The following is a 25,408-nucleotide window of genomic DNA, read 5'->3' as shown; positions in this document are numbered from 1 at the left end:
TATCACCTAACCCATGTATTTTTCTATTAATTTATCGTCAATTCTCTTTAGCTCAGATTTTGGAATGATCTTTAGCAATTCCCAACCAAGATTAAGAGTTTCTTCGATAGATCTGTTGGTGTAATATCCTTGATTAATGTATTTTTCTTCAAATTCTTTGGCAAATTCTGCAAAAGCTAGATCTGCATCTGAAAGGGCAGAATCTCCTAGGATTTTTTGTAATTCTCTAGCGTCTACTCCTGATGCGTAGGCTGCATAAATTTGGTTCATTGTGTCAGCATGGTCTTCACGAGTTTTGCCATTTCCTATTCCCTTATCTTTTAGACGGGAAAGAGATGGCAAGATTGAAACTGGTGGTTCTATGCCTTGGTTATATAAATCACGATTTAGGATTATTTGTCCTTCTGTGATATAGCCTGTTAGATCTGGTATTGGGTGAGTGATATCATCTTCTGGCATTGACAAAATTGGAATTTGTGTAATTGTTCCTGGTTTGCCACGAAGTTTGCCAGCTCTTTCATATATGGTAGAAAGGTCTGTATAAAGATATCCTGGATATCCACGACGGCCTGGAACTTCCTTACGAGCAGCTGAAACTTCACGAAGAGCTTCTGCGTAGTTGGTCATATCTGTCATAATTACCAAAACTTGCATATCTTTTTCGTAAGCTAGATATTCTGCAGCTGTTAGGGCCATTTTTGGTGTTGAAAGACGTTCTATGGCTGGGTCATCGGCAAGGTTCATAAATAATACTGAACGGTCCAAGGCTCCAGTTTTTCTAAAGTCATCCATGAAAAATTGTGCTTCCTCAAAAGTTATACCAATAGCTGCAAAAACTACAGCAAAGCCTTGATCGTCGTTTAGTACACGAGCTTGACGGGCAATTTGAGCCGCTACTTGGTTATGTGGAAGTCCGTTTCCGGAAAATATTGGAAGTTTTTGTCCACGAACTAGGGTATTTAGTCCATCTATTGTAGAAATTCCCGTTTGAATAAATTCTGATGGATAGTCACGACTTACTGGATTTATGGCTGTTCCATTTACATCTCTTTTTTCTTCTGGAATTATGGCAGGGCCATCATCAATCGGCTCTCCAAGTCCGTTAAAAGCACGACCTACCATGTCTTCGCTTACGCCAAGTTCTAGTGGACGGCCTAAAAATCTTACGCTTGTAGCTTCAAGGTTGATTCCAGTTGAACCTTCAAAAAGTTGAACCATGGCACGACCTTCTTCGATTTCTATTACACGACCTCTACGGCGTTCGCCTGTTTGCATTTGTATATCTACTAGTTCATCAAAGCTTACACCTTCAACGCCTTCTACAAGCATTAGAGGCCCAACAACTTCTGTAACTGTTTTATATTCTTTTAACATTATGCCTCCTTTGAAAGTGCGCCAATTTCTTGGTCTATATCTTTTTTGATGTCAGAAATTTTTCCTACTTCTTCTTCACTAACGTATTTTGCACGGGTGATTTTTTCTTTAGCTGGAAGATTTTCTAGTTTTTCAAGTTCTATGCCATTTGTCAAAGCTTCAAGAGATTTATCGTAATTGTATAAGATTAAATCCAGCATGATATTTTGCTTATTTAGTGAACAATAAGTATCTACATCATGGAAGGCGTTTTGTTGCAAATAATCTTCTCTTAAAGACTTGGTAACATCAAGTTTAAGCTTATCATCATCAGAAAGTGCATCACGACCGACAAGTCTTACTACTTCTAAGAGGGATGATTCTTGAGCAAGTAAGCTCATGGCACGTTTTCTCATTGTTGAGAAATTTTCGTTTACATTTTCATCTATATATCTATCCATCTTATCTTGGTATAAGGAATAAGATGTCAACCAGTTAATTGCTGGGAAGTGTCTTTGGTAAGAAAGATCGTAATCAAGACCCCAGAAAACTTTTACTATACGCAAAGTTGCTTGGGTTACTGGCTCTGATAAGTCACCACCTGGAGGGCTTACTGCTCCTATAACTGTAAGAGATCCCTTATCATCACGATTTCCTAAAACTTCAACTTTTCCACTTCTTTCATAAAAATCTGCAATTCTACTTGCAAGATATGCTGGGTATCCTTCATCTCCTGGCATTTCCTCAAGACGAGAACTCATTTCACGAAGAGCCTCTGCCCAACGGCTGGTAGAATCTGCCATCATTGCCACATTGTAGCCCATATCGCGGAAATATTCTCCAAGGGTAATTCCTGTATAAATACTAGCTTCACGAGCTGCTACTGGCATATTTGATGTATTGGCAATAAGAACTGTACGTTTCATTATTGATTGGCCAGTTTTTGGATCGATTAGCTCTGGAAATTCGTTAAGTACATCGGTCATTTCGTTGCCACGTTCGCCACAACCTACATAAATTACTATGTCGGTATCGGCAAATTTTGCTATTTGGTGTTGAACGACAGTTTTTCCTGAACCAAATGGTCCTGGAATTGCAGATGTTCCACCTTTGGCAACTGGGAAAAATGTATCTATTACTCTTTGACCTGTTATAAGTGGTTCATTTGGGTCAAGTTTTCTTTTTGTTGGGCGAGCCTTACGGACCGGCCATTTTTGAATCATGTTGACTTCTTTATCGCCATCTTCTGTTTGGATTGTGGCAATTGTAGAGTCAACTGTAAATTCGCCTTCTTTTATATCTTTGATTTTGCCTTTTATACCGATTGGTACCATGATTTTGTGAGTTATTACACTTGTTTCTTCAACGCTTCCAAGTATATCTCCAGCTTCTACCTCATCGCCTATATTTTTTGCTGGGGTAAATTCCCATTTTTTATCACGATCTAGAGGTTTTGCTGTAACTCCTCTTTTTAGAAAATCTCCTGCAAGATCTTCTAGTTTTTTTAGAGGTCTTTGGATACCATCGTACATATGTTCTAGCATACCAGGGCCAAGTTCTACTGATAGAGGGTAGCCTGTACTTGTTACTGGATCTCCAGGGCCTATACCAGTTGTTTCTTCATAAACCTGAATACTAGCAACATCTCCTCTCATCTCAATAATTTCGCCGATGAGCTTATCTTTTGATACCTCAACCACATCATAGATGTTAGCATCAGATAAGCCGCTAGCTTCTATCAATGGTCCTGATACTTTAGTAATTTTACCTATTTTCAAATTAAGCTCCTTTAATTTAGAATATTGGCTCCAACAGCCTTTTCAACGCTCTTATTAATATCAGCAAGTCCAATTCCAAGACTTCCTTTGTTATCTGGAATTAGAATTATTGCTGGAGTCATTTGCTCTTTGTATTTGTCGATTGTAGATGGGATTTCTGATGCAAATTTTTCTGTAATAAATATTACTCCTACATCTTCTTTGGCAAGTTTTTTTATCATCTCACTTGCACCATTTGCATCTACAACTGTGTGTACTTCTACACCGAGTGCCTTAAAGGCTAGTATGGAATCCTTATCTCCTATAACTGCTACTCTATGCATAAGTTTCACGCAACCTTTCTAGGGTAAATTCTTTGGATAGTGAATTTACTTTGGATACTAAAATTATCCTTAAATTTTTTATCTCGGTTTCTTTGCTAATTATATAATTTATCAAAACTTCAGGGCCGTAGGTCATATCTTTGGCTTTTTTTGAATATTGCATTTGATGATCGTCAATGGCTTTTTCCAAATCAAGCATAGATTGGTCCAAGCTTTTGTCTTTGCTTACCAAATCTTTTAGATATTTTCCTATGTCGTAATTTTGAAGTTTTAAAACTATTTGATTTAGATCTAGGATAAAAAGCTCTTTTAATGTTGAAATTTCGATGTTGCCGCCGTCTATTAGGGCCTCATCTAATCTATCAAGCTCTTGGTTTTGCGCTTTGATGCGCAATAAGATTTTTATATTTGTAAGATCAATTTTTTCCTTAGTAAATTTGATAAGTCCCTCAAGGCCAATATTTTTGCTATCAGCTAGAAGTTTCTCATAGTAATTTTTATCTAAAATTATATCTAAATCTCTAGGGTCTTTAGTTTCTCTAAATTTCCCTAAAGCTTCTCTTATATAAGAAAGATAAAGATCATCTTCGCTTACATTTTCTTCTTTGGCCAAAAAGTCGATGCTTGTTTCTTTTACCAAGGCTTCTTCGTTTTTCTTATCTTTTAGAATATTTTCCTTTATATAGGCAAGATCGATATTTGCAATTTCGCTATATAAATTAGAGTAATTTTCATCTTGCAAAACTTCCTTTGCCATAACTTTTAGGTTGTGGAAGTTGTATTTTTCTCTAAAATATTGCAAAAGATCCTTGCTATTTGGGATTTCTTCTATAAGCTTGTAAGTATTTTTCAATTCATCATTTAAAATTTTTTCATAATCACTAGGTCTTTGTAAGTCCTTGATGCTTTCTCTATATGAAGAATCATTTAGGGCATTTAGGACATCTTCAATCTTATCGTAATCATTTAATCTTTCTAGATCATTTTTGCTTAGGAGGTTTTTTTCATAGATTCTTGCTGAGATAGATCCACCTATATAGTCATCTCTTTTCATTTATCCCTCCTTATTTGAAAATTTCATCTGAAATTTGTTTTCTTATATCGTCGATATTGTATTTTATTATCGAAGAAAATCTGTTATCATATTCGATTTTGCCATTTCTTACAACGAAGCCATCTTCACAAGTTTCATCTGATATTTTTAGTCCCCTTATAGAATCATTCTTAAAAGTATCCTTGTGTTTTTCTGATAGGAGAATTTCCCCTTCTCCGATATTTAATTTTTCCAAAGTTTTTTCCACAAAAGTTACATAGGAAATTTGGTCGATATTTCTAAGATTTTCTATAAGTTTTTCGACAATTTCATCTACAACTTGGTTTTTGGCAGCAATTTCAATATCGCGCGCCTTTCTTTTTGTTGATACTGCTTCATTTTCGCCAATTGTCTTGGCTTCTTTTTTGGCAGTATCAAGGATTTTTTGGGCTATAGCCTTGGCATCATTTTCAGAATTTTCTAAAATCTCTCTAGCCTTATTATTGGCATCATCTAAAATTTGATCTTTTTCTTTAATTCCTTCGTTAATAATTGATTCTAATATTACTTCAAGATTATTCATAATCTTTTCCTAATATTATGCATTTAGCACTAGTAGTAGAGAGATTACAAAGCCTAGAATTGCGTATAACTCAACCATTACTGCAAAAACTATACCTTTTACGAATTGGTCTTCGTTTTTGGCAAGGATATTTATACCGCCTATTGCAACTTTTGCTTGAGCAACAGCTGATGTAAGACCAACTATACCAACAGGAAGTGCTGCCATTAGTAGGTAAAATCCTGTTTGTGTATCGATTGGTCCGTTAGTTACTTTTTGCATAATGAAAAATCCGATTACGAAACCGTAAAGACCTTGGGTACCTGGTAATAGTTGTAGTACCAAAGCTTTACCAAATTTTTCTGGTTCTTGTATAGTAAGTGCTGCTGCTGCCTCACCAGCCATACCAACTCCTCTTGCAGATCCCATTCCTGATAAAAATACTGCTAGGGCAACTGCTAATACTCCAAAAATAGTTCCACCATTTTCTACTAAAAATTTACTCATTATTTTTCTCCTCTTCTTTTTATATTGATAAAGTCTGTATCAGTAACCATCTCACGGAATTTGATTCCGCCACCTTCGTAGAATTTGTTAAACATTTCTACATATATAAGTCTAAGTGAATGTACATAGGCTGATAAATATGATAAAAACATATTAAATAATTGGAAAATTACAAATATTATAATTCCTCCAATTAGTCCACCTAGGCCATTACCAACCATCATTTTTACAATTAGGTTTACAGAATAAGCTACAAAGCCTCCTGATAAAACCAAAGCCATAAGTCTTAGAAAAGATACAAAATCTCCAATCCAAGATGTAATTCCATATAGTTCGTAGGTACCACTTGCAATTCTTGCAGGCCATGATTTAACAGCTCTACCTGCAAATAAAACAATCATCGCCATTCCTGCAATCATCACGTATTTTGCGATAGGATTTTTTGTAAGGGCAAGAGCAATTGCTCCGCCTACTGCCATATACCAGCTTAAAGTATCAAATACAAAGCCATCTGGATGGCCGTCACGTAGAGCCATAAAGCCTCGAACTCCAAGGGCAAAGAATAAACTTATTCCGCCTATAAGTAAACTCATTACTATTAGCTCGTTTATGTCTTTGGTCGTATCAATCCAGCCAAAAGGCACATCTATGATTCCACCAAAAAATGAACCGAATAGGATTCCAAAAAAGCAAGCTGATAGGGAGATTCTTAAAAATAATTTTAAGGCTTTTTCGCTTTTTGGCATAAGCTTTAGCTTTAAGGCAAGAAGTATTCCAATTACTCCCAAAAGTCCATAGCCTAAATCCCCAATCATAAAACCTGTAAATATGGTATAAAAAGGTGCTATGATTGCCGTTGGGTCTAGCTCACTGTATTTTGGCAAGGCGTAAGTTTCGACAACGCTTTCGTAAGGTTCGATTAGCTTGTTGTTTTTAAGTATTATTGGAACATTCGGATCATCTTTGCTAGCTTCTTTAAAGTCTATTATGTAATGATCTCTTAAAATTTCCTTTAGCCTTTGGTCAAATTCGCCTTTTTTGTCGCTTGGAATGTAGCCTTCTATGACATTCATCTTTTTTGTCGCCAAGAAATTTTCTGTCGATTCTTCTTTTATTCTTAGATTTTTTACATAGGCTTGGTAAATTTCCAAATCATTGAGATATTTAGAAAAACTCTTGATTTGTCCATCTATTTCTTCAATTTCCTTATCTATTTGAGCTTTTTCTTTGTTTAAATCAGATAATTGGGCTTTTACATCTTTATTTGCCTTTATTTTTTGTCTGTTAAAAGAAAAATCTCTTAAAATATTAGAAAATTCTTCTTCTAGGTCCTTGGTAGAAATTGCTATGACGTAATAGTCCTTATCTTTTTCGCCTAATTTATAAACCAAAGATCCGTCAAGTCCCTTTTCTACTAGGGTTTTTTGTAAGGAATCGTAAAACTTGCTTGAAATGCTTCCGCTTTCAAAGAAAAATCTTTTTGACTTGTAAAGTTCATTTATATCAAAAGATATATCTTTCCATGGAGATAATTCATTGTAAGTGTTTGTCAAATTATCTCTTTTTCCTACTAATTTTTCACGATTTGACACTAATTTTTTTAACTTGTCATAAATTAGGTCAAAACCAAAATTATAACCACGTTTATTAAGTTCTTCCAAAGAAAGATCGGTGACTTTATTGTCTAATTTATCTTTAGAATCCTTGTTGTAATCTCTAATTAGCGAGATAACATAATCTACTTGGTTGATTTGCTGGTCTATTTGTGCAAGCTTTTCGTTGTTTTTTAGCTCGCTTAAATAAGATTTGTCATCATCCAAAATCAAATCGTTAAAATGCACGTAGTTAAAACTTTGCAAAGTGTCCAAAAGTTTTTCTCTATCGGAGTCAAAACTAAGCAAGTTAAACTTATCCATTTTAACTATTGCCATCTTTGACTATCCTTTCTGTAAGTTCTTTGATAAGAGCTTTTGCATCGATTTTTTCAGTATTTAGAATTTTTTCTGTATCCGCCTTAGCCTTTGCAATTACAGGCTCGCTTTCGCTTTTTGCGGCTTTGTTTGCTTGATCAATCAATGAAGATGCTTCTTTTTTGGCATCGGAGATAATTTTTTTGTACTCAAAATTTGCCTTATCCTTGGCATCTTTAATAATATCACCAGCTTTGCTTTTGGCATCGCTAACAGTTAAAGACGCTTGCTCTTCAGCTTCTTTGATCTTTAATAAAATATCATCTGCCATTTTTCACCTCCTAAATAAACTTACTTAAATTATACCCTAAAATAACATTAATATATAGATAAATTTACTTAAAATAACTAGTCAATTCTTGTATTTTGTCAAATTTACTTATTTTTTAAAAAATATTGACTAAATTAAATGATGAGTATATACTCAAATTGAAATTAATAAATATTCAAGTAGGTACAAAAACGGAGACCTTAATATTTATCTATAATCTGTTTAATTTAAATTTGACTTATAAATCTTATATTTGGAGGAAAATATGGAATCTAATAATAATCAACCAGCTATTGATACGGAAAAAATTCACGATAATACAAAAAAGTTCTTTCATAATTATGCTGAATATTTTAAACATTTCTTAGAAATCGTTTTTGTTCTAATTACCTTATGGTTGTTAAAAGAATTTTATACAATTCTTTATACCGAGGGCGTTCACGATATTAATGATTGGATATACACGCCATTGACTATAATGCTTGTAGCAATTGCAATTATGTATTTTGCTCTAGTCCATAGGGAAAATAAATAAATTTATCCTCCAAGTTTTGCTTGGAGGATATTTTTTTACTTGATTTTTTCTATAATTCTTGATTTGCTTTCAAAGTTATCGCTAGATCCGCTTAGGGAATTATTTTCTTTAGCAAGATTTGTCATTTTGTCTAAAATTTCGCTTATTTCTCCTAGGTCTTCTGTTTTTTTGCTTAGTTGGTCTATGCCTTGGGATTTGTATTTTTTTAATCCTTGGTTAAATTCTTGATAACTTGATTTGTAGGTACTTGAGCCTTCTTTTAGTTTTAGGGCACCATTTCTAAGTTCCAAAATTCCATCGTTTAGTTGACCAATGCCTTTTGCCATCGGATTTATGGCTTTGTCGTTTATTTCTCCCAAAGATTTCAAAGAAGCTGATCTTTGTTGAAATTGACTTAGACCATCAGAAAGTTCTGCTGACCCAGTTTTTAGCTTATCAGAGTTATTGTCAAGCTCATTAATTGCAGTCGCTAATTTTTCTACGCCCGCTTTATTTTCTAGGCTTCCTGCTTTTAATTTTTCTGAGCCATTCTTTAATTTTTCGCTTGCTTGGTTTAGATTTGCTAGAGCTTCTTGTAATTTTGCCAAGTTGCTTGATGAAAATCCTTCTTCTATTTGACCAATGCCAGCGGCTAAAGATTTGGATGCTAGAGAAATTTCTTCTTGTGATTTGGATAATTTTTCATTTATTTCAGCTGAACCAGTTTTTAGTTTTGTTGTTGCTTGGCTTAAAGATTCAGAACCTTTAGCTAGTTGGTCGATAGATGCTAATAGATTTGAGGAGTTTTCTGCTCCTTTTTTAAAATTATTTGCCTCAGATAGCAAAGAATTTTCTATGGCTTTTAGATTTTCTATTTCATTTGTTAGGGAACCATCTTCGTTATTTGCCTGTAAGTTTCCTATTACATTTTCTATTGCATTTGCCTTGGCATAGATATTTTCTATTGAATTTCCAATATTTGGGCTAGCTTTTGCTTTTTCATTTAGGCTATTTAAGCCTAAGCTTAAATTTTTTGATGAATCACAAATAGCTCCAATAGAAGAATCAAGTTTATTGACAGAATCTGCAAGTGGACTTATTTTTGTGGAAAATTCATCAAGGCCGTTTTGTAATTTTATTAATGATTTGCCAAAACTTTCGCTACTGTCATCTGATGAGCTAAAGGAAGTTTTTTCTTTTAGCATACTTGTCGCTTCATTTAATTGGCCGATTCCATCATCAAGTTCACTTATTCCACTAGCAAGGTTGTTTGCGCCCTCGTTTAATTTTCCCATATTGGAATTTATTAAAGAAAGAGCTTTGGTATATTCATTTACGCCATTGTTTAGAGATTTGCCTCCAGCTGATAATTGATCTATGGCTTTTGTCATAGGTCCTATTTGATCTGGTAAATTTTTAAAGGCCTTGGCAAATTCTCCAAAAGAACTATTTAGTTTTTGGGATCCTTCTGAAAGTTTTTCGCTTCCATCTGCCAAAGTTTCAATTCCATCGTCAAGTTTGTTTGCGCCATCAGCTAATTTGTCAGAGGCATCGACTAATTTTACAGCATTGTTTGTAAGTTCATCTATGCCATCGTTTAATTTATCCATTGATTTCATATTCAAATCATCTTGGAAAAATTCATTGCTAATTATCGCATAAATTTCTGCTGGTTTGTAATTTTTTATATCCATTTCAATTACAAATTTATCTTTAAACTTATCTAATTTGTCATCTTCTAAAATATCCGAAAAATTTTCCTTTAGTCCTGGAGCAAGAACTCCCATTACAATGTCATTTTTTCCATCTTTTACTATTTTTCCATCGTCTGTTTTGATATTTGAAACTTCATCTGACTTAAAGCTTACTTCTGTCAAAACTAGGTAAGGCGAATATATGTTGGTGTTTTTTCCTTTTATTGTTGCCTTATCTTTGCTCTTGTTAACAGCTGAAATTTCAACTTTTAGCTTGCCAGTTTTATCTTTTAATTGGTCAAAGGAAATTTCTTTGCCATCAAGAAAATATTTTACATTAACTTCTACCGGAAGATCTGTTTGCATTTTCCCTTGGTAGTAGATATCCTTGCTATCTTCATTCCAATTAATAAAGCCCCCATCTTCTTTTACACTTTGATCTGTCTTTAGATTTTTGATCTCTTTTAGATTTGACTTATCTTTTGTCTTTATATTTTCATCAGAATTTAGCCAAATTGATGCAGTTTGGTCTATTACTTTGTTGTTTTCTTTAGTTACATATATGGTTTCGTTTTTTTTAACTACATTATCTGCATAAGAAATGTTGCAAGTTAGAATTGATCCTATGCTAAGAACTGCTAAGGCTTTTACAAATTTATTTTTCATTTTTACCTCCTAATTTAATCCTTTGGTTGTTTTCTTTATAAATGGGAATGTTATGCTTATTATCGCTGGTAGGAAGATTATAATTACAAGCATACTTATAATTGCTCCTCTGGCTAAAAATGAACATATAGTTGATACAATTTCCATTTTTGAATAAATTCCAACCCCAATAGTTGCTGCAAAAAATGATAGGGCTGATGTTACTATTGATTTGGAAGTTTCTTTTATAGCTTTGATTAATGCCTCATTTTTGTCATTCGTCACTTTATATTCGTGCAAAAATCTGTCGGTTAGAAGTATTGAATAATCTATGGTTGATCCTAATTGTACAACGCCGATTATAATTGATGTTACAAAAGGAATTGTTTTTCCAGTGTAAAAAGGAATGCCCATATTTATAAATATAGCAAGCTCTATGGCTGCAATTAATATAATTGGAATGGCAAGTGATTTAAAGACAAAGGCAATTATCAAAAATACAACCACAACTGATGCTATATTTACCATTTTGAAATCCCTATCTGAAAGAATTGTCAAATCTTTGGTCAAAACAGCCTCACCAGTTAAGTAGCCTTCCTTATCATGAGCCTTAACAATTTTTCTAATTTCTCCAACTTGTTTGTTAACTTCGTCAGATGCTGTTTGATATTTTGAATTTATCATAAGCATTTGGTAGCCATTTTTGTAAAAATTATCCTTTAACTTATCTGGCAAAACATCATTTGGAAGAGTTAAGCCTGTCATAGAATTTAGGCTAAGGACGTTATTTACTCCGTCAACTTTTTTTATTTCGTCAACTAAACTATCGACACTTTGCTTAGATAGGTCATCTTTTACAACAACAAAGTGAGTTGAAGCCATATTATAGTCTTTTTTCATTTTATTTAAGGCTACAATAGAATCCAAATCGGCTGGCAACGACCTATCCAAATTGTAGTAAAGCTTGGTATTATTTGATCCATATATAGCTGGAATAAATAATACTAAGAATATGATAAACAAGATTTTTTTGTATTTCATAGTGAAATTTGAAGTTTTTTCAAAAGAAGGCAACAATTCCTTGTGGTTAAATTTGTTAACCCATTTTTCGCCTACAAGTATCATAGCTGGCAAAACTACAACAGTTGATATAAGTCCTAACAAAACTCCCTTGCTCATTACAAGTCCAATGTCCTTGCCAAGTCCTAATCTCATCAAAAGCAAAACTAAAAATCCTGCAAAAGTTGTAAGTGATGAGGCAAATATTGATGAAAGTGTATTTACTATGGCCTTAGCCATGGCCTCATTTTTTGACTGGTTGGTTTTTTTCTTTTCTGCATATCTGTGGTATAAAAATATCGAATAATCAGTTGTTACAGCCAATTGCAAAACAGCTGCAATAGCTTTGGTTATATAAGAAATTTCTCCTAAGAAAAAATTTGTACCAAAGTTATATAAAATCGCATAGCCAATATTTAACAAGAAAAGAAAGGGAATTATGGTAGACTCATTGGTCAAACTTAAAACTATAAGAGCTAAAAGGACAGCAAGTCCAACATAAATCGGAGTTTCATGATCTATTAAATCCTTGGTATCTTTTACCAAAGCACTTATACCGCTTAGAAACTTTTCTTTTGATTCGATTTTTTTGATCTTATCGATTGCTTGCATAGTTTTAAAAGATGATGAAGATTCTGAAAATTTCACCATCAAAAGTGTGCTATCTTCAGCATAAAAAGCATCTCTTATCTCATCTGGCAAAAAATCTTTTGGTAACATTTCTCCAGCAATTGAAGATTTGCTAATAACATCTTCTACCCCATCGATTTGTAAAATTTCATTTTTCAAAACTTCAGCATCGTGGTCGCTTCCTTTTAGGATTAGCATGCCAGTGGCGGCATTTTTAAAATCCTTATCGAGAATTTCCTGACCCTGGGTGGATTCAAGATCTGTTGGTAGATAAGATAAAATATCATAATTTACACCAGTATTCTTATAGGCAAACCATGAGGGTATCAATAAGATAGTCATGATAAGCAAAATAAGTCTAGGATGGTATGAAATAAATTTTGCTATTTTTTTCATTTAATTATCTCCTGTTTTACTAAATATTTTTCTAATAACAGCAAATAAAACTGGTTTCATTTCATCAATTGTCAAAATAGACTCAGCCATAACAGCGCTTTTACAAGTTGACATCACAATATCCAAAGTGATAGAAAGAATATATAGCTGTTGGGATTGGCTATAATCTTTTGAAAAAAGATTCTCATACTTATTCAAAATAAATGAAAGAGCAGAATCTGCTTCCTTTAATCTTTGATCGTTTTCAATTTCTGCATAAAGTGCCCAGGTAATATTTTTGCTTAGAAGTTCTAATTCAAAAGGATTAGCTATCAAATAATCAATAATATATTCCAAAAAAGATATGTACCTTTCAACTGGATCTTCTTGGGTGCACATATTTTCAGCCTTGGTAATAATTTCCATAGCTTTTTCTAAAACCATTCTCTCTTTCAAATCGTTTTTATCATCGTAATATAGGTAAAAAGTTCCAAGGCCAAAGCCTGCTTCCTTCATAATATCTCTAACAGATGTTTTATCTGGACCCTTGTTTTTGAAAACTCTAAGAGCTGCATCCATTATTGCTTTTTTCTTATCGTTAATATCTCTAGTCGCCATATTATATCCTTTCAATTAATGAACGTTGTTCATTTGTTGTTACGGATATATAATACACTCTTTGTGAACAATGTTCAACTATTTTTTTAAAAAAATAAGCAAAATAAGTAAATTTTTAATTTTTACTGCTTTTTTGCTTATAAATTGATATTATTTGTCTGAATTTTTAGTTTTGTTAAATCAAATATTAAAGAATTGTCGGTGAAATTTTGAAAATATTGCTTATTCTTAATAATAAATACAAAAAAAGCAGGATCAAATCCTGCCTTTTAATCTATCTAATTAATAGTTAAATCTAGCTATTTCAAAGTATTCTTGACCATGAGCACAAGCTGGGCAAATTTTTGGAGCTTTTTCTGCTTCTACTATATAACCACAGTTGCCACACATCCAGAAAACTTTTTCTTCTCTTTCGAAAACTTTTCCTTCTTCAATGTTGTCATGAAGTTTTTGGAATCTATTTCTGTGAGCTTCTTCAACTTTTCCAATGTAGGTAAATGCTGTAGCTATTTCATTGAATCCTTCTTCTTTTGCAACTTTTGCAAATTCTGGATACATTGTTTCAGCTTCTTCGTTTTCGCCTGCGATAGCGCCTTCAAGGTTCTTTAATGTGTCATGATAAACAACTGGGAAAGCTGTGTAACCTTCTGTTAATTCGATAGCTTCTAGCTCATATTCTTCTTTTAAGAATTTGTAAAATCTTGCAGCGTGTTCTCTTTCATTCATTGCTGTTTCTTCAAATATTCTTGAAATTTGAACATAACCTTCTTTTTTAGCTACTTTTGCTGCTAATGTGTATCTCATATTAGCTTGGCTTTCGCCTGCAAATGATGTGATTAGATTTTGTGCTGTTTTACTACCTTTTAATTGCATATGTACACTCCTTTTATACAATATTTTTTATATGTATTTACTAATATTATAATAATTTTAAATAACTTTGTCAATAATGACGTAAAATTCTTTTGCGTGGTAAATAATGATTATCATTTTCAAACGCTTTTCTTGTGTGAATTATTAAAATAAAATCCCCTCTAGTGTTTCTAGTTAGGGGATTTGCTGTAATTTTTTATAAATTTTAAATGCCTTCTCCTAGGCTTTCTTCATCATCTTCGCCCATGTCAAATTTTGTTATTGAAGATTTGCCTGTTTCTAATACATCTTCTACAAATTCTGATAAATCTTCTATTTCAGAGCTTAGAGCTTGATAGACCATGGCAAAGTTTGCTCCAGATAAGAATGCTACATTGCCCTTATCAGCAAGGCTCATTACAGATCTATTAAAAGGGGTTCCTCCTGCAAGGTCTGTTATTACTACTACATCTTTGTAAGCTAAAGCCTTATAAGCATCGATTAATCTTTGATCTAAATCTTCTAGCTTATCGCCTTCGTGAAATTCTACTATTTTGATATTAGGAAATTCTCCTGCTATCATCTTTACTGTTTGATAAAGTCCAGAAGCGTAAGTTCCGTGACTAGTTAATATTATTCCTTTCATTAAATACTCCTTTACAAATAATTCTAGCTCGACTTAGTGAAATTTTCGTAAATTTTTAATTTTTTACTATTGCTTGTATGGAAGAACGGTCTACTTTGATTTCGGTATTATCTGCAATTTCTATTAGAGCTGTATCTTTATCTAATTTTACAAGCTTTCCATAAATTCCACCCAAAAGCATTACTTCTACTCCTGGTTTTAGGGCTTCTTGTAAGGCTTTTATCTTTTCTTTGGTTTTTTTCAAATTTCTAGCGCTTACAATTTGCATTGTTACTAGGAAAAGCCCGATAAAAATCATAAAAATTATCGAAATTTGTAAGATTTCTTTAGCCATAGTTCCTCCTATACTTTTTACTTATACTATAATTTTCAATTCTTAGCTAATGCTTTCTGAAATTTTATTTTGCCCAAATATCTTTTGGGTAAATTCCCTGATCTAGCATTTTTTCAAATTCTTTTTTGGCTAGGTCCAAGTCAGATTTGTAGGTAATTCCTATCCACTTATCGCTTGTCGGCAAGATGCTTATCTCAGCCTTTTCTTCTACTAAAAGCTCTTCTATCATTTCTGGCAAAACATATTCAGCAGTTTCCAAATTTGCCTTGTTTTTTTCAATAAATTTTTCAAAATGATCTTTGCAAAGATCGATAAATTCTGGATATGTTGCCCACATATTCATAGATACAAGACTCTCTAAGTTTAATAAATCCTCGGATAGGTTTTCTTTGCTTGAAATTTTGCCATCTTTTTCTTCTATTTCGTGAGTTTCTATTATTTTTTCTAATTTATTTTCATTATTTGCAAGGCAAACTCCACGGGTTACGCTTCCGTTTTTTGATAGGGTGTTTTTTAGTTTGTAGCCTGCCATGGCAATTTGTATTTTGTCTTTGTGAAAATTTTCTGGATCTACTAAGAATTTATTTAGGTCTTTGAAGGCTTTTTTGCCATAGTAATCATCAGCATTTATTACCAAAAATGGCTCATTTACCAAGTCCTTGCAAGCAATTAGGGCATTTACCGTTCCCCAAGGTTTGCTTCTATCTTTTGGAATTTCATATCCTTTTGGCAAATCCAAAGTTTGGTAGGCGTATTTAACGTCTATAATTTTTGAAATCCTATCTCCAATTACTTCTTTGAAGTCTTTTTCTATATCTTCTCTTATTATAAAAACAACTTTGTCAAAGCCTGCCTTTATGGCATCATAGATTGAATAATCGATTATCACATAGTCATTTTTATCCATTTTTGCAAGTTGTTTGATTCCAGCTCCGTATCTTTTGCCAATACCAGCTGCTAGAACTACTAGGGTGCTTTTCATTTATCCTCGCTTTCATATCCGTTTGGATTTTTTAATTGCCATCTCCATGTGTCTTCGCACATTTGATCGATTCCATATTTTGCTTGCCAGCCTAGGACTTTCTTAGCATAGGATGCATCTGCAAAAGATTTATCCACATCTCCAGGTCTGCGAGCTTCTATTTTGTAGGGAATTTTTTTGCCACTTGCTTTTTCAAAGGCAGCAACTACTTCCAAAACTGAATATCCTCTGCCTGTTGCAAGATTTATTATTTCAAGAGATTTTAGTTCATCGATTTTTTCTACTGCAAGAACATGGCCATAGGCCAAATCCACTACGTGTATATAATCTCTAATTCCCGTTCCATCTTTTGTGTCGTAATCATCGCCATAGACATGAAGATAAGGAAGTTTTCCAAGGGCAACCTGGCAAATATAAGGCATAAGATTATTTGGAATTCCCCTTGGATCTTCGCCAATTTCTCCAGATTTATCAGCTCCTATAGGGTTAAAATACCTAAGCAAAACTACCTTAAATTCCTTATCTGAACCGTTAATATCAACTAAAATTTGCTCTATAAAAGATTTGGACCAGCCGTAGGGATTGGTGCAAATTCCCTTGGGAAAATCTTCTGTTATTGGAGTTTTTTTGGGATCTCCATAAACTGTAGCAGAAGATGAGAAAATTATTTTTTTAACCTTAGAGGCTCTCATAGCTTCTAGCAAAGATAAAGTTCCTCCAAGGTTATTTTTGTAATATTCTAGTGGTTTTTCTAAAGATTCGCTAACAGACTTTAGGGCTGCAAAATGAATTACCGTATCAATTTTTTCTTTTATCAAAACTTCTTTTAGAAAATCTGTATCAAGTACATCAGCCTTGTAAAAAGTCAAATTTTTGCCGGTGATTTTTTTGATTCTATCTATAACTAAAATGGATGAATTGATCAAATTGTCATAAATTACAACTTCATAGCCATTTTTAAGCAATGCTACAGCAGTGTGGCTTCCTATATAGCCTGCGCCTCCTGTTAATAAAACACGTTTCATAATATTCCTTTCAATATATATCAAGTTCATTTTATAGAAAAGAGATTTTTTTGTCAAGCTAAGAAAGGGTTTCTAATTAGCTAAATTTAGGAATTTACAAGGATTTTTTCTAGATCACTTGTTAGAGAAATTTTTTTATTTTTACTTCTTTTAAAAATTTTTCAATCTCTTTTTCTTAAAGCAAATCTTGGGGTATAAATTAATATAAAGGAGGCATGTATGAAAATAGATTTAACTAATGTCGAGTGTAAAAATCTTTGCAATTATGAAGATAAAGCTATGAAAGCTTTTGATAGCCTAATTAATAAAAATGGCTCTGGCAATGATTTTTTGGGTTGGATAGAAAGACCAGTTGATTATGATAAAGAAGAATTTGAAAGAATAAAAAAAGCAGGAGAAAAAATTCAAGCTTCTAGCGATATTTTAGTATCCATTGGAATTGGCGGCTCATATTTAGGAATTAAGGCAACAGAATTTGCTCTTGATTCATATTTTTCATCAGATAGAAAGGTGAAATTAATCTATGCAGGCCACAATCTTTCTGGCGAGTACTTATCAGAACTTTTAGAATACTTGAAAGATAAGGATTATAGCCTTAATGTAATTTCCAAATCAGGAACAACAACAGAACCTGCCATAGCTTTTAGATTTTTAAAAGAAGCCATAGAGGAAAAATATGGCAAAGAAGGTGCAAAGGAAAGAATTTTTGCAACAACCGATAGAAAAAAAGGCGCTCTAAAAGAATTAGCTGATGCTGAAGGCTATGAAACTTTTGTAATTCCAGATGATATAGGCGGAAGATTTTCAGTAATTTCTGCTGTTGGACTTTTGCCACTTGCAGCAGCTGGCATCGATATAGACGAATTTATGGCTGGGTTTAAGTTAGGCTATGACAAATATAGAGAAAATTCTTTTGAAAATGAAGCTATAAAATATGCAGCAGTTAGAAATATGCTTTATGAAAATGGCAAAGATATTGAAGTTTTAGTAAATTATGAGCCAAAATTACAATATATAGCTGAATGGTGGAAGCAATTATACGGAGAAAGCGAAGGCAAAGACGGATGCGGAATCTTCCCAGTTTCTGTAAATAATACCACAGATTTGCACTCACTTGGCCAAATAATCCAAGATGGCAAGAGAAATTTATTTGAAAGTGTTATTGAAGTTAAAAATCCAGAGAAAGATATTAAAGTCAAAGAAGATAAAGATAATTTGGATGGGCTAAATTACCTAGCTGGCAAATCCCTATCTTTTATCAACAAGCAAGCTATGGAGGGAACAACTATTGCCCATGTCAAAGGGGAAGTTCCAAATATCAGAATAATCCTAGATGAAGTAAGTGCCAAATCCATAGGAGAACTTTACTATTTCTTTGAAATTGCAGTAGGAGTTTCAGGTTATATGCTTGGAGTAAATCCATTTAACCAACCTGGAGTTGAAGAATACAAAAGTCAAATGTTTAAACTACTAGGCAAAGCTGGTTACTAAAAAATTAAGGCTTGGGATCTAAAAATCCTCAAGCCTTTTATATTTTTTCATATTCTTTGCTCTTTTCTTTTGCCAATTTGTATAAAATAATTAGTGCGATAATCTCGACAAAAGTAACGGCAAATCCCCCTTCAATGCCAAAAGCCCCACCTGTAAGTATATCATTTCCAATAAAACTTGCCTTGAAAATTGAATTTTTGATAGGAAAATTTCCACTAACGCTAACGCCAAAAATATTTCCCTGGGTAAAATTCCACATACTATGAGCTGCCGCAGCAAGCATTATATCATCAGAAATATAAAAAAGAAGAGAAAAAATAAGTCCCATAAAAAAAATATTTATAAAAGGCAAAAAAGAAAAACCGTCATTACCCAAATGTAAGATTGCAAAAATCAAGCTGTTGGCAATTATTCCAATAAGGACCGTATTAAGGCTTGCAAAATAATTCATCAAAATAGATCTAATCATAAACTCTTCTTCAAAACCTTGAATCATCCAACCTATGATAAATAAAATAAAAATAAAAGGCGAAACATTGGCCAAATTATTTGTTAGATCTATAGCTCCCAATATTTTTAAAAGCAAAACTGCAATAGCAAGCGCTGCAAAGCCCAAGCCTAAGCCTTTTAAATAATTGATCTTCCTCTTTGGATTTTTTAGTCCAAAAGACTCTAAATTTCTTTTTTGGAAAAATTTCCCAAAAATAAATCCTAAAATCACGACAAAAAGAGTCATAAAAAGTAAAAACAAGAGTATTTTATCGTCTGGATTATTTAAAATTTCTAATAAATCAAAATTTTCTTCATTTGCAAAGAAAGATCTAAATATCATAGCTAGGAAAAATCCCGGGATTTCCATAGCTAAAAATAAAATAACTACAGTAATTACTGGATTTCTCTTTGCCAAAGTTTCTTTTGTTTGCCTTATAGAATAATTTTCATTTAACAAAATTACCTTCTTTCAACTAAAAATGCCCTTAGTTCTTGCCCTGATCTTTTTTGTCTGTTTGATCTTTGTTTTCTTGATTTTCTTTTTCTTCTTGGTCTTTATTTTCTTCTTTAATATTCTTCAAATCGTCAGCATAATCCAAAGCTCCACCAAAAATGGCGTTGATAAAATCTTTTGATTCGTAGATTTTGTAGCCTTTTATATTTCTTTCTAAAAATATAGTAGCTTCTCTGCTGGATTTTTTTTGATCGTCCTTGGATAATTCTTCCATGTAATTATTATGCAAGATATTTTCATCTTCGTTTTCTTTGGTTTGCTTGTAGCAATCTATGTAATTTACATTTTCTATCTTTAATTTTACTTTCTTGTCTCTGCCTTTTTTCTCAATATTTTCCACTTTTATGGATAAATTTGCAAAATTATTTTTGTAAAATTCTTCTTCTTTTATGGAATCATCTGAGTAAGATTTCCTAAAAACATCCAAAATTATTGGAAGCCTGTCGGTATTTTCTTTCAGATAGTCCACATTGTAAGTTTTTATAGCGCTTTCAAGCTTTCTAATATTCCTATCGACATTAGATGTAAGAGATATGAATATGGTCAAAGCTCCTCCGATTAGAAAAATTGCCAAAAGCACATAAGGAAGTACCGAAAATCTTCTTCTTTTTCTACGATGATTTGTTTTCTTGTTATTTCTTGATCTATTTGCCATAAGTTCCTCGCTTGTCTTATATTATACCATCTTATAGGCATTTTTTGGAAATAGTGATATTATATTAATATGAAAAAGATAAATATTAATTTTGCGGATGGCTTAGCTTCATTTTTATTAATTCTAAGCTTATTTTCGCCATTTTTTGCAAATCAAATAAAACTTAATAACAATATCCTTACTATGCTTGTAAATTGCTATCTTATAGCTTATTTTGCCTACAATATTTCCTTTATGGAAACAAAAAAAGTAGGATTTTTATTCCTACCTTTGATCTTTTATTTGGCCTTTATTTTATTTTATAAGATGAATTTTAAGTTAGATTTTTCTATAAAATTAATCTACGACTTAGAAGAAATTATCATAAAATACTATGATTTGATCTTTGTAATTGCAGTATTTTTCCTAATAGAGCTTTTTTTAAGCAAAGTTTTTGGAAGAATGATTACAAATATGTTAGCAATTTTATCGCTTTTAATCTACCTTGTAATGCAAAATACCACATTTTTACCATTTGATTTTTATTATAAAGACCTACTAGCTTATTTTGCCTTTTATGTGATGGGCTCTCAAATTAAGCCAGCCCTAAAAATTAACGGACTTTTGTGTGTTTTGTCAGCTATTTTATTTGCTTTAGAATTTTATCTAGTAAATTTCTATTTTAAATATTACATAGGAATTTACCTATCCTTATTTTTCTTAACTTACATCATCTTAAAGGCCGACAAGACGCCAGAAAATGTGGATTTTGAAAAATATTTGCTTATGGGATTTTTATATATAAATCCTCTAGTTTTTATGCTTTTGGAAAATTATTTCCATATAGAAGTAATTTTTATTCTTCTAACATCCTCTCTTATAACTTTTCTTTTTACAAATATTTTTTATAAGATAAGGGTAAAATTTATTTCCTATCTTTTCCTTGGAACATATTAAGAAACTGGTATGAAATTTCATACCAGCCTTTTTTTATCCCAAAGTTATTTCTTTTTTATCAATCGTCTCGATTTCTGCCTTAGTTTTGGCAACTATTGGTCCATTCTTGGTAAGTAATACTTTGGAAGCTATGATTTTATCCATAGTTTCTGAAAGAACTTTTCCATCATAGTCTGCTTTTGGATAATCTATTGTTAGTGATTTTGCGTTTTGTATTTGGTCTTTAAAGTATAATTTTAATTTTCTCATTGACATTTATTTCCTCCTTAAATTGCTGCTACAGTTATTATATAAACTTCAAGTCCACTTACATCCATTAGTGATGTGTAGCTTTGGGCAAATTCCTTGAATTGATCATTTGTTGCATTTTCATTGATGTTTGAAAATGTCTTGGTAACTTTCTTTTTGCTATTGTCTGAATCCAATATGCTAAATCTTAATTGTAATTTCATTTTTTCCTCCTAAATTTTTTTGTAATTGCCTTACACTCATATATAGAATTTATAGATGATTTTTCCCTTACAAAATTATTTATTTTAAAAACTATCTTTACTTATTGAACAGTATTTGTTATAATTTAAACAAGCTTATAGCTATTTTTAGATCTCACAATTATTGGAGATACTATTTTTATCTTAGCTATTAGCAAATTACTAGCATCTTTTGATGCAAAGAATGGTATCTATATGAACCATATCAGGAGGAAAAATGGTTAAATCACAATCAACTACTATTACTAGTAGAAAACTCGTTACAGCTGCTATGCTTGGTGCAATCACTGTTGTATTAAGTCTAACCCCACTTGGTCTTATTCCTTTGGGATTTATTAATGCGACAACTATGCATATTCCAGTAATTATTGGAGCTATAGCAGAAGGACCTGTTGTAGGCGCACTTGTAGGACTTATTTTTGGAGTTTCATCACTTCTTAATGCTCTTTTGAGAAATCCAAGTCCAGTTTCTTTCGTATTTTACAATCCACTTATATCAATTGTGCCTAGAGTACTAATTGGTATTACAAGTTACTATGCCTATGTTGGCTTTAAAAAACTAAGTAATTCAAATCTAAAAAAACTTTCAGAAGGCTTGTGGATAGTAATTTCACTTGGTCTAGGATATTTACTTTATAAAAATATCAATGCAGGTAAATCAACTTCAAATATCATCTTTGTTGTAATTTTACTATTAGTTTGCTTAGGCCTATTTGTTTATTCCAGAAAATCCGATAAGGCAGACTTCCCAATAGCTATGGGCGCTTTTGTAGGATCAATGACCAATACAATTTTGGTTTTGGGAGGAATTTATTTAATTTATGCCAAACAATATGTGGAAACACTTGGAATTCCAATGGAAAATGCCAAATCTGCTATACTTGGAGTTTCCATCACAAGTGGAATACCTGAGGCGATTTTATCGCTAATACTTACAACAGCAGTAATTAAAGCTCTCAATAAATCAAGGAGATAAAATGCTTTTAGCAATTGATATAGAAAATAAAATCACGGATTTTGGAGTTTTTGATAGGGAAAATATGCTCTGTAAATTTTCCATTGGAACAGATAGAAACAAAAGCTCTAGTGAAATAAAGCTTCTAATAAAGCTACTTTTGCTGGAAAATAATCTAAGATTAGAAGATATAGATCAAATAATAATCTCATCTGTAGTTCCAGAGCTAGATTTAATATATAACGAAATTTCTCAAAAAATCACAGGCAAAAATCCCATGCTAATTTCAGCTGGACTTAAAATCGGCATAAATATCAAATGCGAAAATCCCAAAGATGTCGGTAGCGATAGAATAATAAGAGCAGTTTGTGCAAATAAAATAAATGATGAAAATTCAATTATCATATCAGCATCGACAATAACGACAATTGACTATATCAATAGCAAAAAAGAATTTTTAGGTGGACTAATTCTTCCAGGAATCGACCTTTGTCAAAAATCTCTATTTCTAGAAAGCTCCAAACTACCTCAAATAGAAATAAAAAAAACGACAAATATTTTGGGCAATTCGACAACCAAAGCCATGCAAAATGGCATCTACCTTGCCTACAAAAATTCAGTGCGGGGGATAGTAGAGCAAATAATTGAAAAATACCAAAAAAAAGAAGAAAACACCCAAATTTTACTAACCGGACCTTTTATAAATCTAATAGAAGATGAAAAATACCAGGCAAAAAAAGTCCCTAACCTAGCCCTTAGAGGACTTGATATTATTTATAATTTGAACAAAAAAAGCTAGTAGCAATAAAATTTTGCTGCTAGTTTTTTTAAATTTTCAATATAATTTGACTTTTTATTTCAAATATAAAATTTATCTCTTGGGATTTAAATCTACCCACTCAGATCTTTGCTTTTCATTCCACATAGATAAATTTTCCTTTTTTGCTTGTTTTTCTATTTCCTTTAAAAATTCTGTATAACTTGTATCAGGTGGATAATAATTGGCCTTGGCATAGCCTTCTCTTACCAAAATTCCATTAATGGATAAATCTCTAATTTCGTTTTTTGTTGGATTATTCAAATCTTTAGGCTTTTCTAGCCAAACATACCTAAGCAATCTCCCATACTTGTCAGTTTCAGAAACATCTTTTTGTAAAAAAATTTCTCTATCATCTAGTTTTTCTTTACTAAATTCATAGGCTTCTTTGCCAAAAAATTCCTCATTTTCTCCAATTTCCGGGCAATTTATACCTATAAATCGTACTTTATAAACCTTCCCATCAATATCAACTTTAATAGTATCCCCATCAATCACCTTAGTAACCTTAGCCATTTGATAAAAATTATCATCGTTATTTGCAGAAAAATCCTTGGAAATATCAGAATCATCAGTAAAATTTTTGTTGAAAAAAGCCAAGACTCCCAAAAGGCAAAAAATTAGAAATTTTGCTAAAATTTTATTTCTTTTTAAAATTCTATTAAGCTTATCCATATAACTTCCTTGTAATTTTTGAAAATCTTATAAAAGGCTAGCAAATTTGGATGATTGATTTTTATCATCTTTTGCTAGCCTTTTTTTATATTTCCTTGGTTTTTTCTAGTTCCAGGGTGAATTTTTGGGTGATTTTCTTTTCTATTCTTGATACTGTCATTTGGCTTATGTTAAGACTTTGTGCTATGTCTATTTGAGTTTTGCCCTGATAGTATCTTAGGTCTAGGATTTCTTTTTCCAAATCGTTTAGTCTTTGGGTTGATTTTTCTATTAGGTCTGATAGTTCTATTGAGTCAAAGCTTTTATCTTCTTCTCCTATCATTTCTGCTAGATCAATGGAGTTTTCTCCTTTTTGCACTTGATATTTCATATCCAAACTTTGGGGTGTATAAACTTTGCTTGCTTCCATTGCTTCAAGTATTGTTTCTTCGTCTTCTCCAATATATTCTGCTATATCTTTGATTGTTGGAGTTCTTTGAAGTTCTTGTGGAAGGATTTTTTTGGCAGTGTTTATTTTTTTGTAGAGGTTTTGTATGCGTCTTGGGACTCTTATTACCCAACCCTTATCTCTAAAATAGCGTTTTAATTCTCCCATTATGGTTGGAGTTGCAAATGAAGAAAATTCATAACCCTTGTCTGGTTCATACCTGTCAATGGCATATATCAGTCCAAGGCTTGCTACTTGGTAAAGGTCATCTTTTTCTATGCCTTTGCCGACGTATTTGTTTGATAAGATGTCCACTATATACATGTGCTCTTTGATAAGCTCATCTCTTAGTTTCTTATCACGAGTAAGGTAAAACTCTTCAAATTTCTTTTTTATTTGATCTTTGTAGGCTTGGTCAGTTTTTGCTGGCTCTTGTTTTTTTGTCATTTTTATGCCCTTTTTGTTATTTGGATAGTATCCTCACTTATTTTTACTTCATCTGCCAATTCTTTTAGGATTAGATCGCGCATTTGTAGTGCTTTTTGATCTAGGCTTTTATCTTTGCCATATACTTTGATTGTCAAGTTTTTTTCCTTAGGCAAAAACTCAATTTTGATTTCTTCTTCGCTTAATTTATAATTTATAGCCTCGCTTACAACTACTCTTAGATCTTCTATTTCTTCGATGTTAAAGCCAAGATCACTTGCAAGGGAAGCTGTAAAGAGTCTTATTGACTTGATGTAATTTGATTTTGCAGGAATATTTATAGTTATTTTTTCCATTT

At 32.3% G+C, this 25,408-nt stretch carries 28 protein-coding genes; 5 read left to right on the top strand and 23 right to left on the bottom strand.

Translation table 11 applies throughout. The annotated features are described in order from the left end of the window. Positions 1 to 6: 6 nt before the first annotated feature. The 8 genes from CS884_RS09165 to CS884_RS09130 are packed head-to-tail and all read right to left on the bottom strand — an operon-like array spanning position 7 to position 7,797. The gene (locus CS884_RS09165) at positions 7 to 1,374 is read right to left on the bottom strand and encodes a V-type ATP synthase subunit B (RefSeq protein ID WP_099321535.1); all 1,368 of its coding nucleotides are present in this window, start codon (positions 1,372 to 1,374) and stop codon (positions 7 to 9) included. Further along, the gene (locus CS884_RS09160; protein WP_099321534.1) at positions 1,374 to 3,131 is read right to left on the bottom strand and encodes a V-type ATP synthase subunit A; all 1,758 of its coding nucleotides are present in this window, start codon (positions 3,129 to 3,131) and stop codon (positions 1,374 to 1,376) included. Before CS884_RS09160 ends, CS884_RS09165 begins: the two co-directional genes overlap by 1 nt. An 11-nt stretch (positions 3,132 to 3,142) precedes the next feature. Then, entirely contained in the window at positions 3,143 to 3,454 is a 312-nt protein-coding gene (locus CS884_RS09155) for a V-type ATP synthase subunit F (RefSeq protein ID WP_099321779.1), read from the bottom strand. Continuing rightward, a complete protein-coding gene (locus CS884_RS09150; RefSeq protein ID WP_099321533.1) occupies positions 3,447 to 4,508 on the bottom strand; it encodes a V-type ATPase subunit in 1,062 nt (353 codons plus the stop codon). The genes CS884_RS09155 and CS884_RS09150 overlap by 8 nt, the downstream gene beginning before the upstream one ends. Positions 4,509 to 4,518: 10 nt before the next feature. Continuing rightward, on the bottom strand, positions 4,519 to 5,070 hold the full coding sequence (locus tag CS884_RS09145) for a V-type ATP synthase subunit E (RefSeq protein WP_099321532.1): 552 nt from the start codon (positions 5,068 to 5,070) through the stop codon (positions 4,519 to 4,521). 15 nt (positions 5,071 to 5,085) lie between these two features. Further along, a complete protein-coding gene (locus CS884_RS09140) occupies positions 5,086 to 5,556 on the bottom strand; it encodes a V-type ATP synthase subunit K (RefSeq protein WP_099321531.1) in 471 nt (156 codons plus the stop codon). Then, entirely contained in the window at positions 5,556 to 7,487 is a 1,932-nt protein-coding gene (locus CS884_RS09135; RefSeq protein WP_099321530.1) for a V-type ATP synthase subunit I, read from the bottom strand. The genes CS884_RS09140 and CS884_RS09135 overlap by 1 nt, the downstream gene beginning before the upstream one ends. Next, positions 7,474 to 7,797 (bottom strand): ATPase V, encoded by a 324-nt coding sequence (locus CS884_RS09130; protein ID WP_099321529.1) that lies wholly within the window; start codon positions 7,795 to 7,797, stop codon positions 7,474 to 7,476. Before CS884_RS09130 ends, CS884_RS09135 begins: the two co-directional genes overlap by 14 nt. Before the next feature lie 265 nt (positions 7,798 to 8,062). Here CS884_RS09130 and CS884_RS09125 point away from each other — a divergent pair, with 265 nt between their 5' ends. Continuing rightward, positions 8,063 to 8,332 (top strand): hypothetical protein, encoded by a 270-nt coding sequence (locus tag CS884_RS09125; RefSeq protein ID WP_099321528.1) that lies wholly within the window; start codon positions 8,063 to 8,065, stop codon positions 8,330 to 8,332. A gap of 35 nt (positions 8,333 to 8,367) precedes the next feature. Here CS884_RS09125 and CS884_RS09120 read toward each other — a convergent pair whose 3' ends face one another. The 8 genes from CS884_RS09120 to galE all read right to left on the bottom strand — a co-directional run bounded on the left by CS884_RS09120 (position 8,368) and on the right by galE (position 17,171). After that, a complete protein-coding gene (locus CS884_RS09120) occupies positions 8,368 to 10,671 on the bottom strand; it encodes a hypothetical protein (protein ID WP_099321527.1) in 2,304 nt (767 codons plus the stop codon). A gap of 9 nt (positions 10,672 to 10,680) precedes the next feature. Continuing rightward, complete coding sequence (locus tag CS884_RS09115) at positions 10,681 to 12,735, bottom strand: RND family transporter (protein WP_099321526.1); 2,055 nt, start codon at positions 12,733 to 12,735, stop codon at positions 10,681 to 10,683. Next, on the bottom strand, positions 12,736 to 13,332 hold the full coding sequence (locus CS884_RS09110) for a TetR/AcrR family transcriptional regulator (RefSeq protein ID WP_099321525.1): 597 nt from the start codon (positions 13,330 to 13,332) through the stop codon (positions 12,736 to 12,738). Positions 13,333 to 13,614: 282 nt separating this feature from the next. Continuing rightward, positions 13,615 to 14,205: a rubrerythrin gene (rbr, locus tag CS884_RS09105; RefSeq protein WP_099321524.1), complete on the bottom strand. Its 591-nt coding sequence runs from the start codon at positions 14,203 to 14,205 to the stop codon at positions 13,615 to 13,617. A gap of 205 nt (positions 14,206 to 14,410) precedes the next feature. Continuing rightward, positions 14,411 to 14,830 carry a PTS sugar transporter subunit IIA gene (locus CS884_RS09100; protein WP_099321523.1) on the bottom strand — a complete coding sequence of 140 codons (420 nt, stop codon included), beginning with the start codon at positions 14,828 to 14,830 and terminating at the stop codon, positions 14,411 to 14,413. Between the two features lie 55 nt (positions 14,831 to 14,885). Continuing rightward, positions 14,886 to 15,164 (bottom strand): preprotein translocase subunit YajC, encoded by a 279-nt coding sequence (gene yajC, locus CS884_RS09095; RefSeq protein ID WP_099321522.1) that lies wholly within the window; start codon positions 15,162 to 15,164, stop codon positions 14,886 to 14,888. 64 nt (positions 15,165 to 15,228) lie between these two features. After that, complete coding sequence (locus CS884_RS09090; protein WP_099321521.1) at positions 15,229 to 16,146, bottom strand: sugar phosphate nucleotidyltransferase; 918 nt, start codon at positions 16,144 to 16,146, stop codon at positions 15,229 to 15,231. Further along, on the bottom strand, positions 16,143 to 17,171 hold the full coding sequence (galE, locus tag CS884_RS09085) for a UDP-glucose 4-epimerase GalE (protein ID WP_099321520.1): 1,029 nt from the start codon (positions 17,169 to 17,171) through the stop codon (positions 16,143 to 16,145). The genes CS884_RS09090 and galE overlap by 4 nt, the downstream gene beginning before the upstream one ends. Positions 17,172 to 17,390: 219 nt before the next feature. Between galE and CS884_RS09080 the strand changes: the two genes are divergently transcribed. Further along, complete coding sequence (locus CS884_RS09080; protein ID WP_099321519.1) at positions 17,391 to 18,662, top strand: glucose-6-phosphate isomerase; 1,272 nt, start codon at positions 17,391 to 17,393, stop codon at positions 18,660 to 18,662. Positions 18,663 to 18,699: 37 nt separating this feature from the next. Here the strand turns inward: CS884_RS09080 and CS884_RS09075 are convergent, their stop codons facing one another. Together CS884_RS09075 and CS884_RS09070 are read right to left on the bottom strand one after the other, a co-directional pair. Next, on the bottom strand, positions 18,700 to 19,611 hold the full coding sequence (locus CS884_RS09075) for a CPBP family intramembrane glutamic endopeptidase (protein WP_099321518.1): 912 nt from the start codon (positions 19,609 to 19,611) through the stop codon (positions 18,700 to 18,702). A 28-nt stretch (positions 19,612 to 19,639) separates the two neighbouring features. Continuing rightward, on the bottom strand, positions 19,640 to 20,323 hold the full coding sequence (locus tag CS884_RS09070; RefSeq protein WP_099321517.1) for a hypothetical protein: 684 nt from the start codon (positions 20,321 to 20,323) through the stop codon (positions 19,640 to 19,642). A 69-nt stretch (positions 20,324 to 20,392) separates the two neighbouring features. On the opposite strand from CS884_RS09070, the gene CS884_RS09065 reads away from it, so the two are divergent. Continuing rightward, positions 20,393 to 21,259, top strand: coding sequence for a hypothetical protein (locus tag CS884_RS09065; RefSeq protein ID WP_099321516.1), 867 nt, complete (start codon positions 20,393 to 20,395; stop codon positions 21,257 to 21,259). 33 nt (positions 21,260 to 21,292) lie between these two features. On the opposite strand, the gene CS884_RS09060 is transcribed toward CS884_RS09065, so the two are convergent. Beyond that, positions 21,293 to 21,508 (bottom strand): DUF2922 domain-containing protein, encoded by a 216-nt coding sequence (locus CS884_RS09060; protein WP_180753326.1) that lies wholly within the window; start codon positions 21,506 to 21,508, stop codon positions 21,293 to 21,295. A 17-nt stretch (positions 21,509 to 21,525) separates the two neighbouring features. After that, positions 21,526 to 21,711: a hypothetical protein gene (locus tag CS884_RS09055; RefSeq protein WP_099321514.1), complete on the bottom strand. Its 186-nt coding sequence runs from the start codon at positions 21,709 to 21,711 to the stop codon at positions 21,526 to 21,528. Positions 21,712 to 21,967: 256 nt separating this feature from the next. Between CS884_RS09055 and CS884_RS09050 the strand changes: the two genes are divergently transcribed. Next, positions 21,968 to 22,726 carry an ECF transporter S component gene (locus CS884_RS09050; RefSeq protein ID WP_099321513.1) on the top strand — a complete coding sequence of 253 codons (759 nt, stop codon included), beginning with the start codon at positions 21,968 to 21,970 and terminating at the stop codon, positions 22,724 to 22,726. A gap of 1 nt (position 22,727) precedes the next feature. Then, complete coding sequence (locus CS884_RS09045; RefSeq protein WP_099321512.1) at positions 22,728 to 23,504, top strand: type III pantothenate kinase; 777 nt, start codon at positions 22,728 to 22,730, stop codon at positions 23,502 to 23,504. A 72-nt stretch (positions 23,505 to 23,576) separates the two neighbouring features. On the opposite strand, the gene CS884_RS09040 is transcribed toward CS884_RS09045, so the two are convergent. The 3 genes from CS884_RS09040 to CS884_RS09030 all read right to left on the bottom strand — a co-directional run bounded on the left by CS884_RS09040 (position 23,577) and on the right by CS884_RS09030 (position 25,406). Continuing rightward, entirely contained in the window at positions 23,577 to 24,197 is a 621-nt protein-coding gene (locus tag CS884_RS09040) for a thermonuclease family protein (protein WP_099321511.1), read from the bottom strand. Positions 24,198 to 24,282: 85 nt separating this feature from the next. Next, the gene (locus CS884_RS09035; protein ID WP_099321510.1) at positions 24,283 to 25,071 is read right to left on the bottom strand and encodes a SigB/SigF/SigG family RNA polymerase sigma factor; all 789 of its coding nucleotides are present in this window, start codon (positions 25,069 to 25,071) and stop codon (positions 24,283 to 24,285) included. A gap of 2 nt (positions 25,072 to 25,073) precedes the next feature. Further along, a complete protein-coding gene (locus tag CS884_RS09030) occupies positions 25,074 to 25,406 on the bottom strand; it encodes an anti-sigma regulatory factor (RefSeq protein ID WP_099321509.1) in 333 nt (110 codons plus the stop codon). Positions 25,407 to 25,408 lie beyond the last annotated feature (2 nt).

The organism is Anaerococcus sp. Marseille-P3625 (genome assembly GCF_900232825.1).
Taxonomy (GTDB): Bacteria; Bacillota; Clostridia; order Tissierellales; family Peptoniphilaceae; genus Anaerococcus.
The sequence above is the reverse complement of the archived record's forward strand: the minus strand, read 5'-3'. Positions and strand labels throughout refer to the sequence as shown.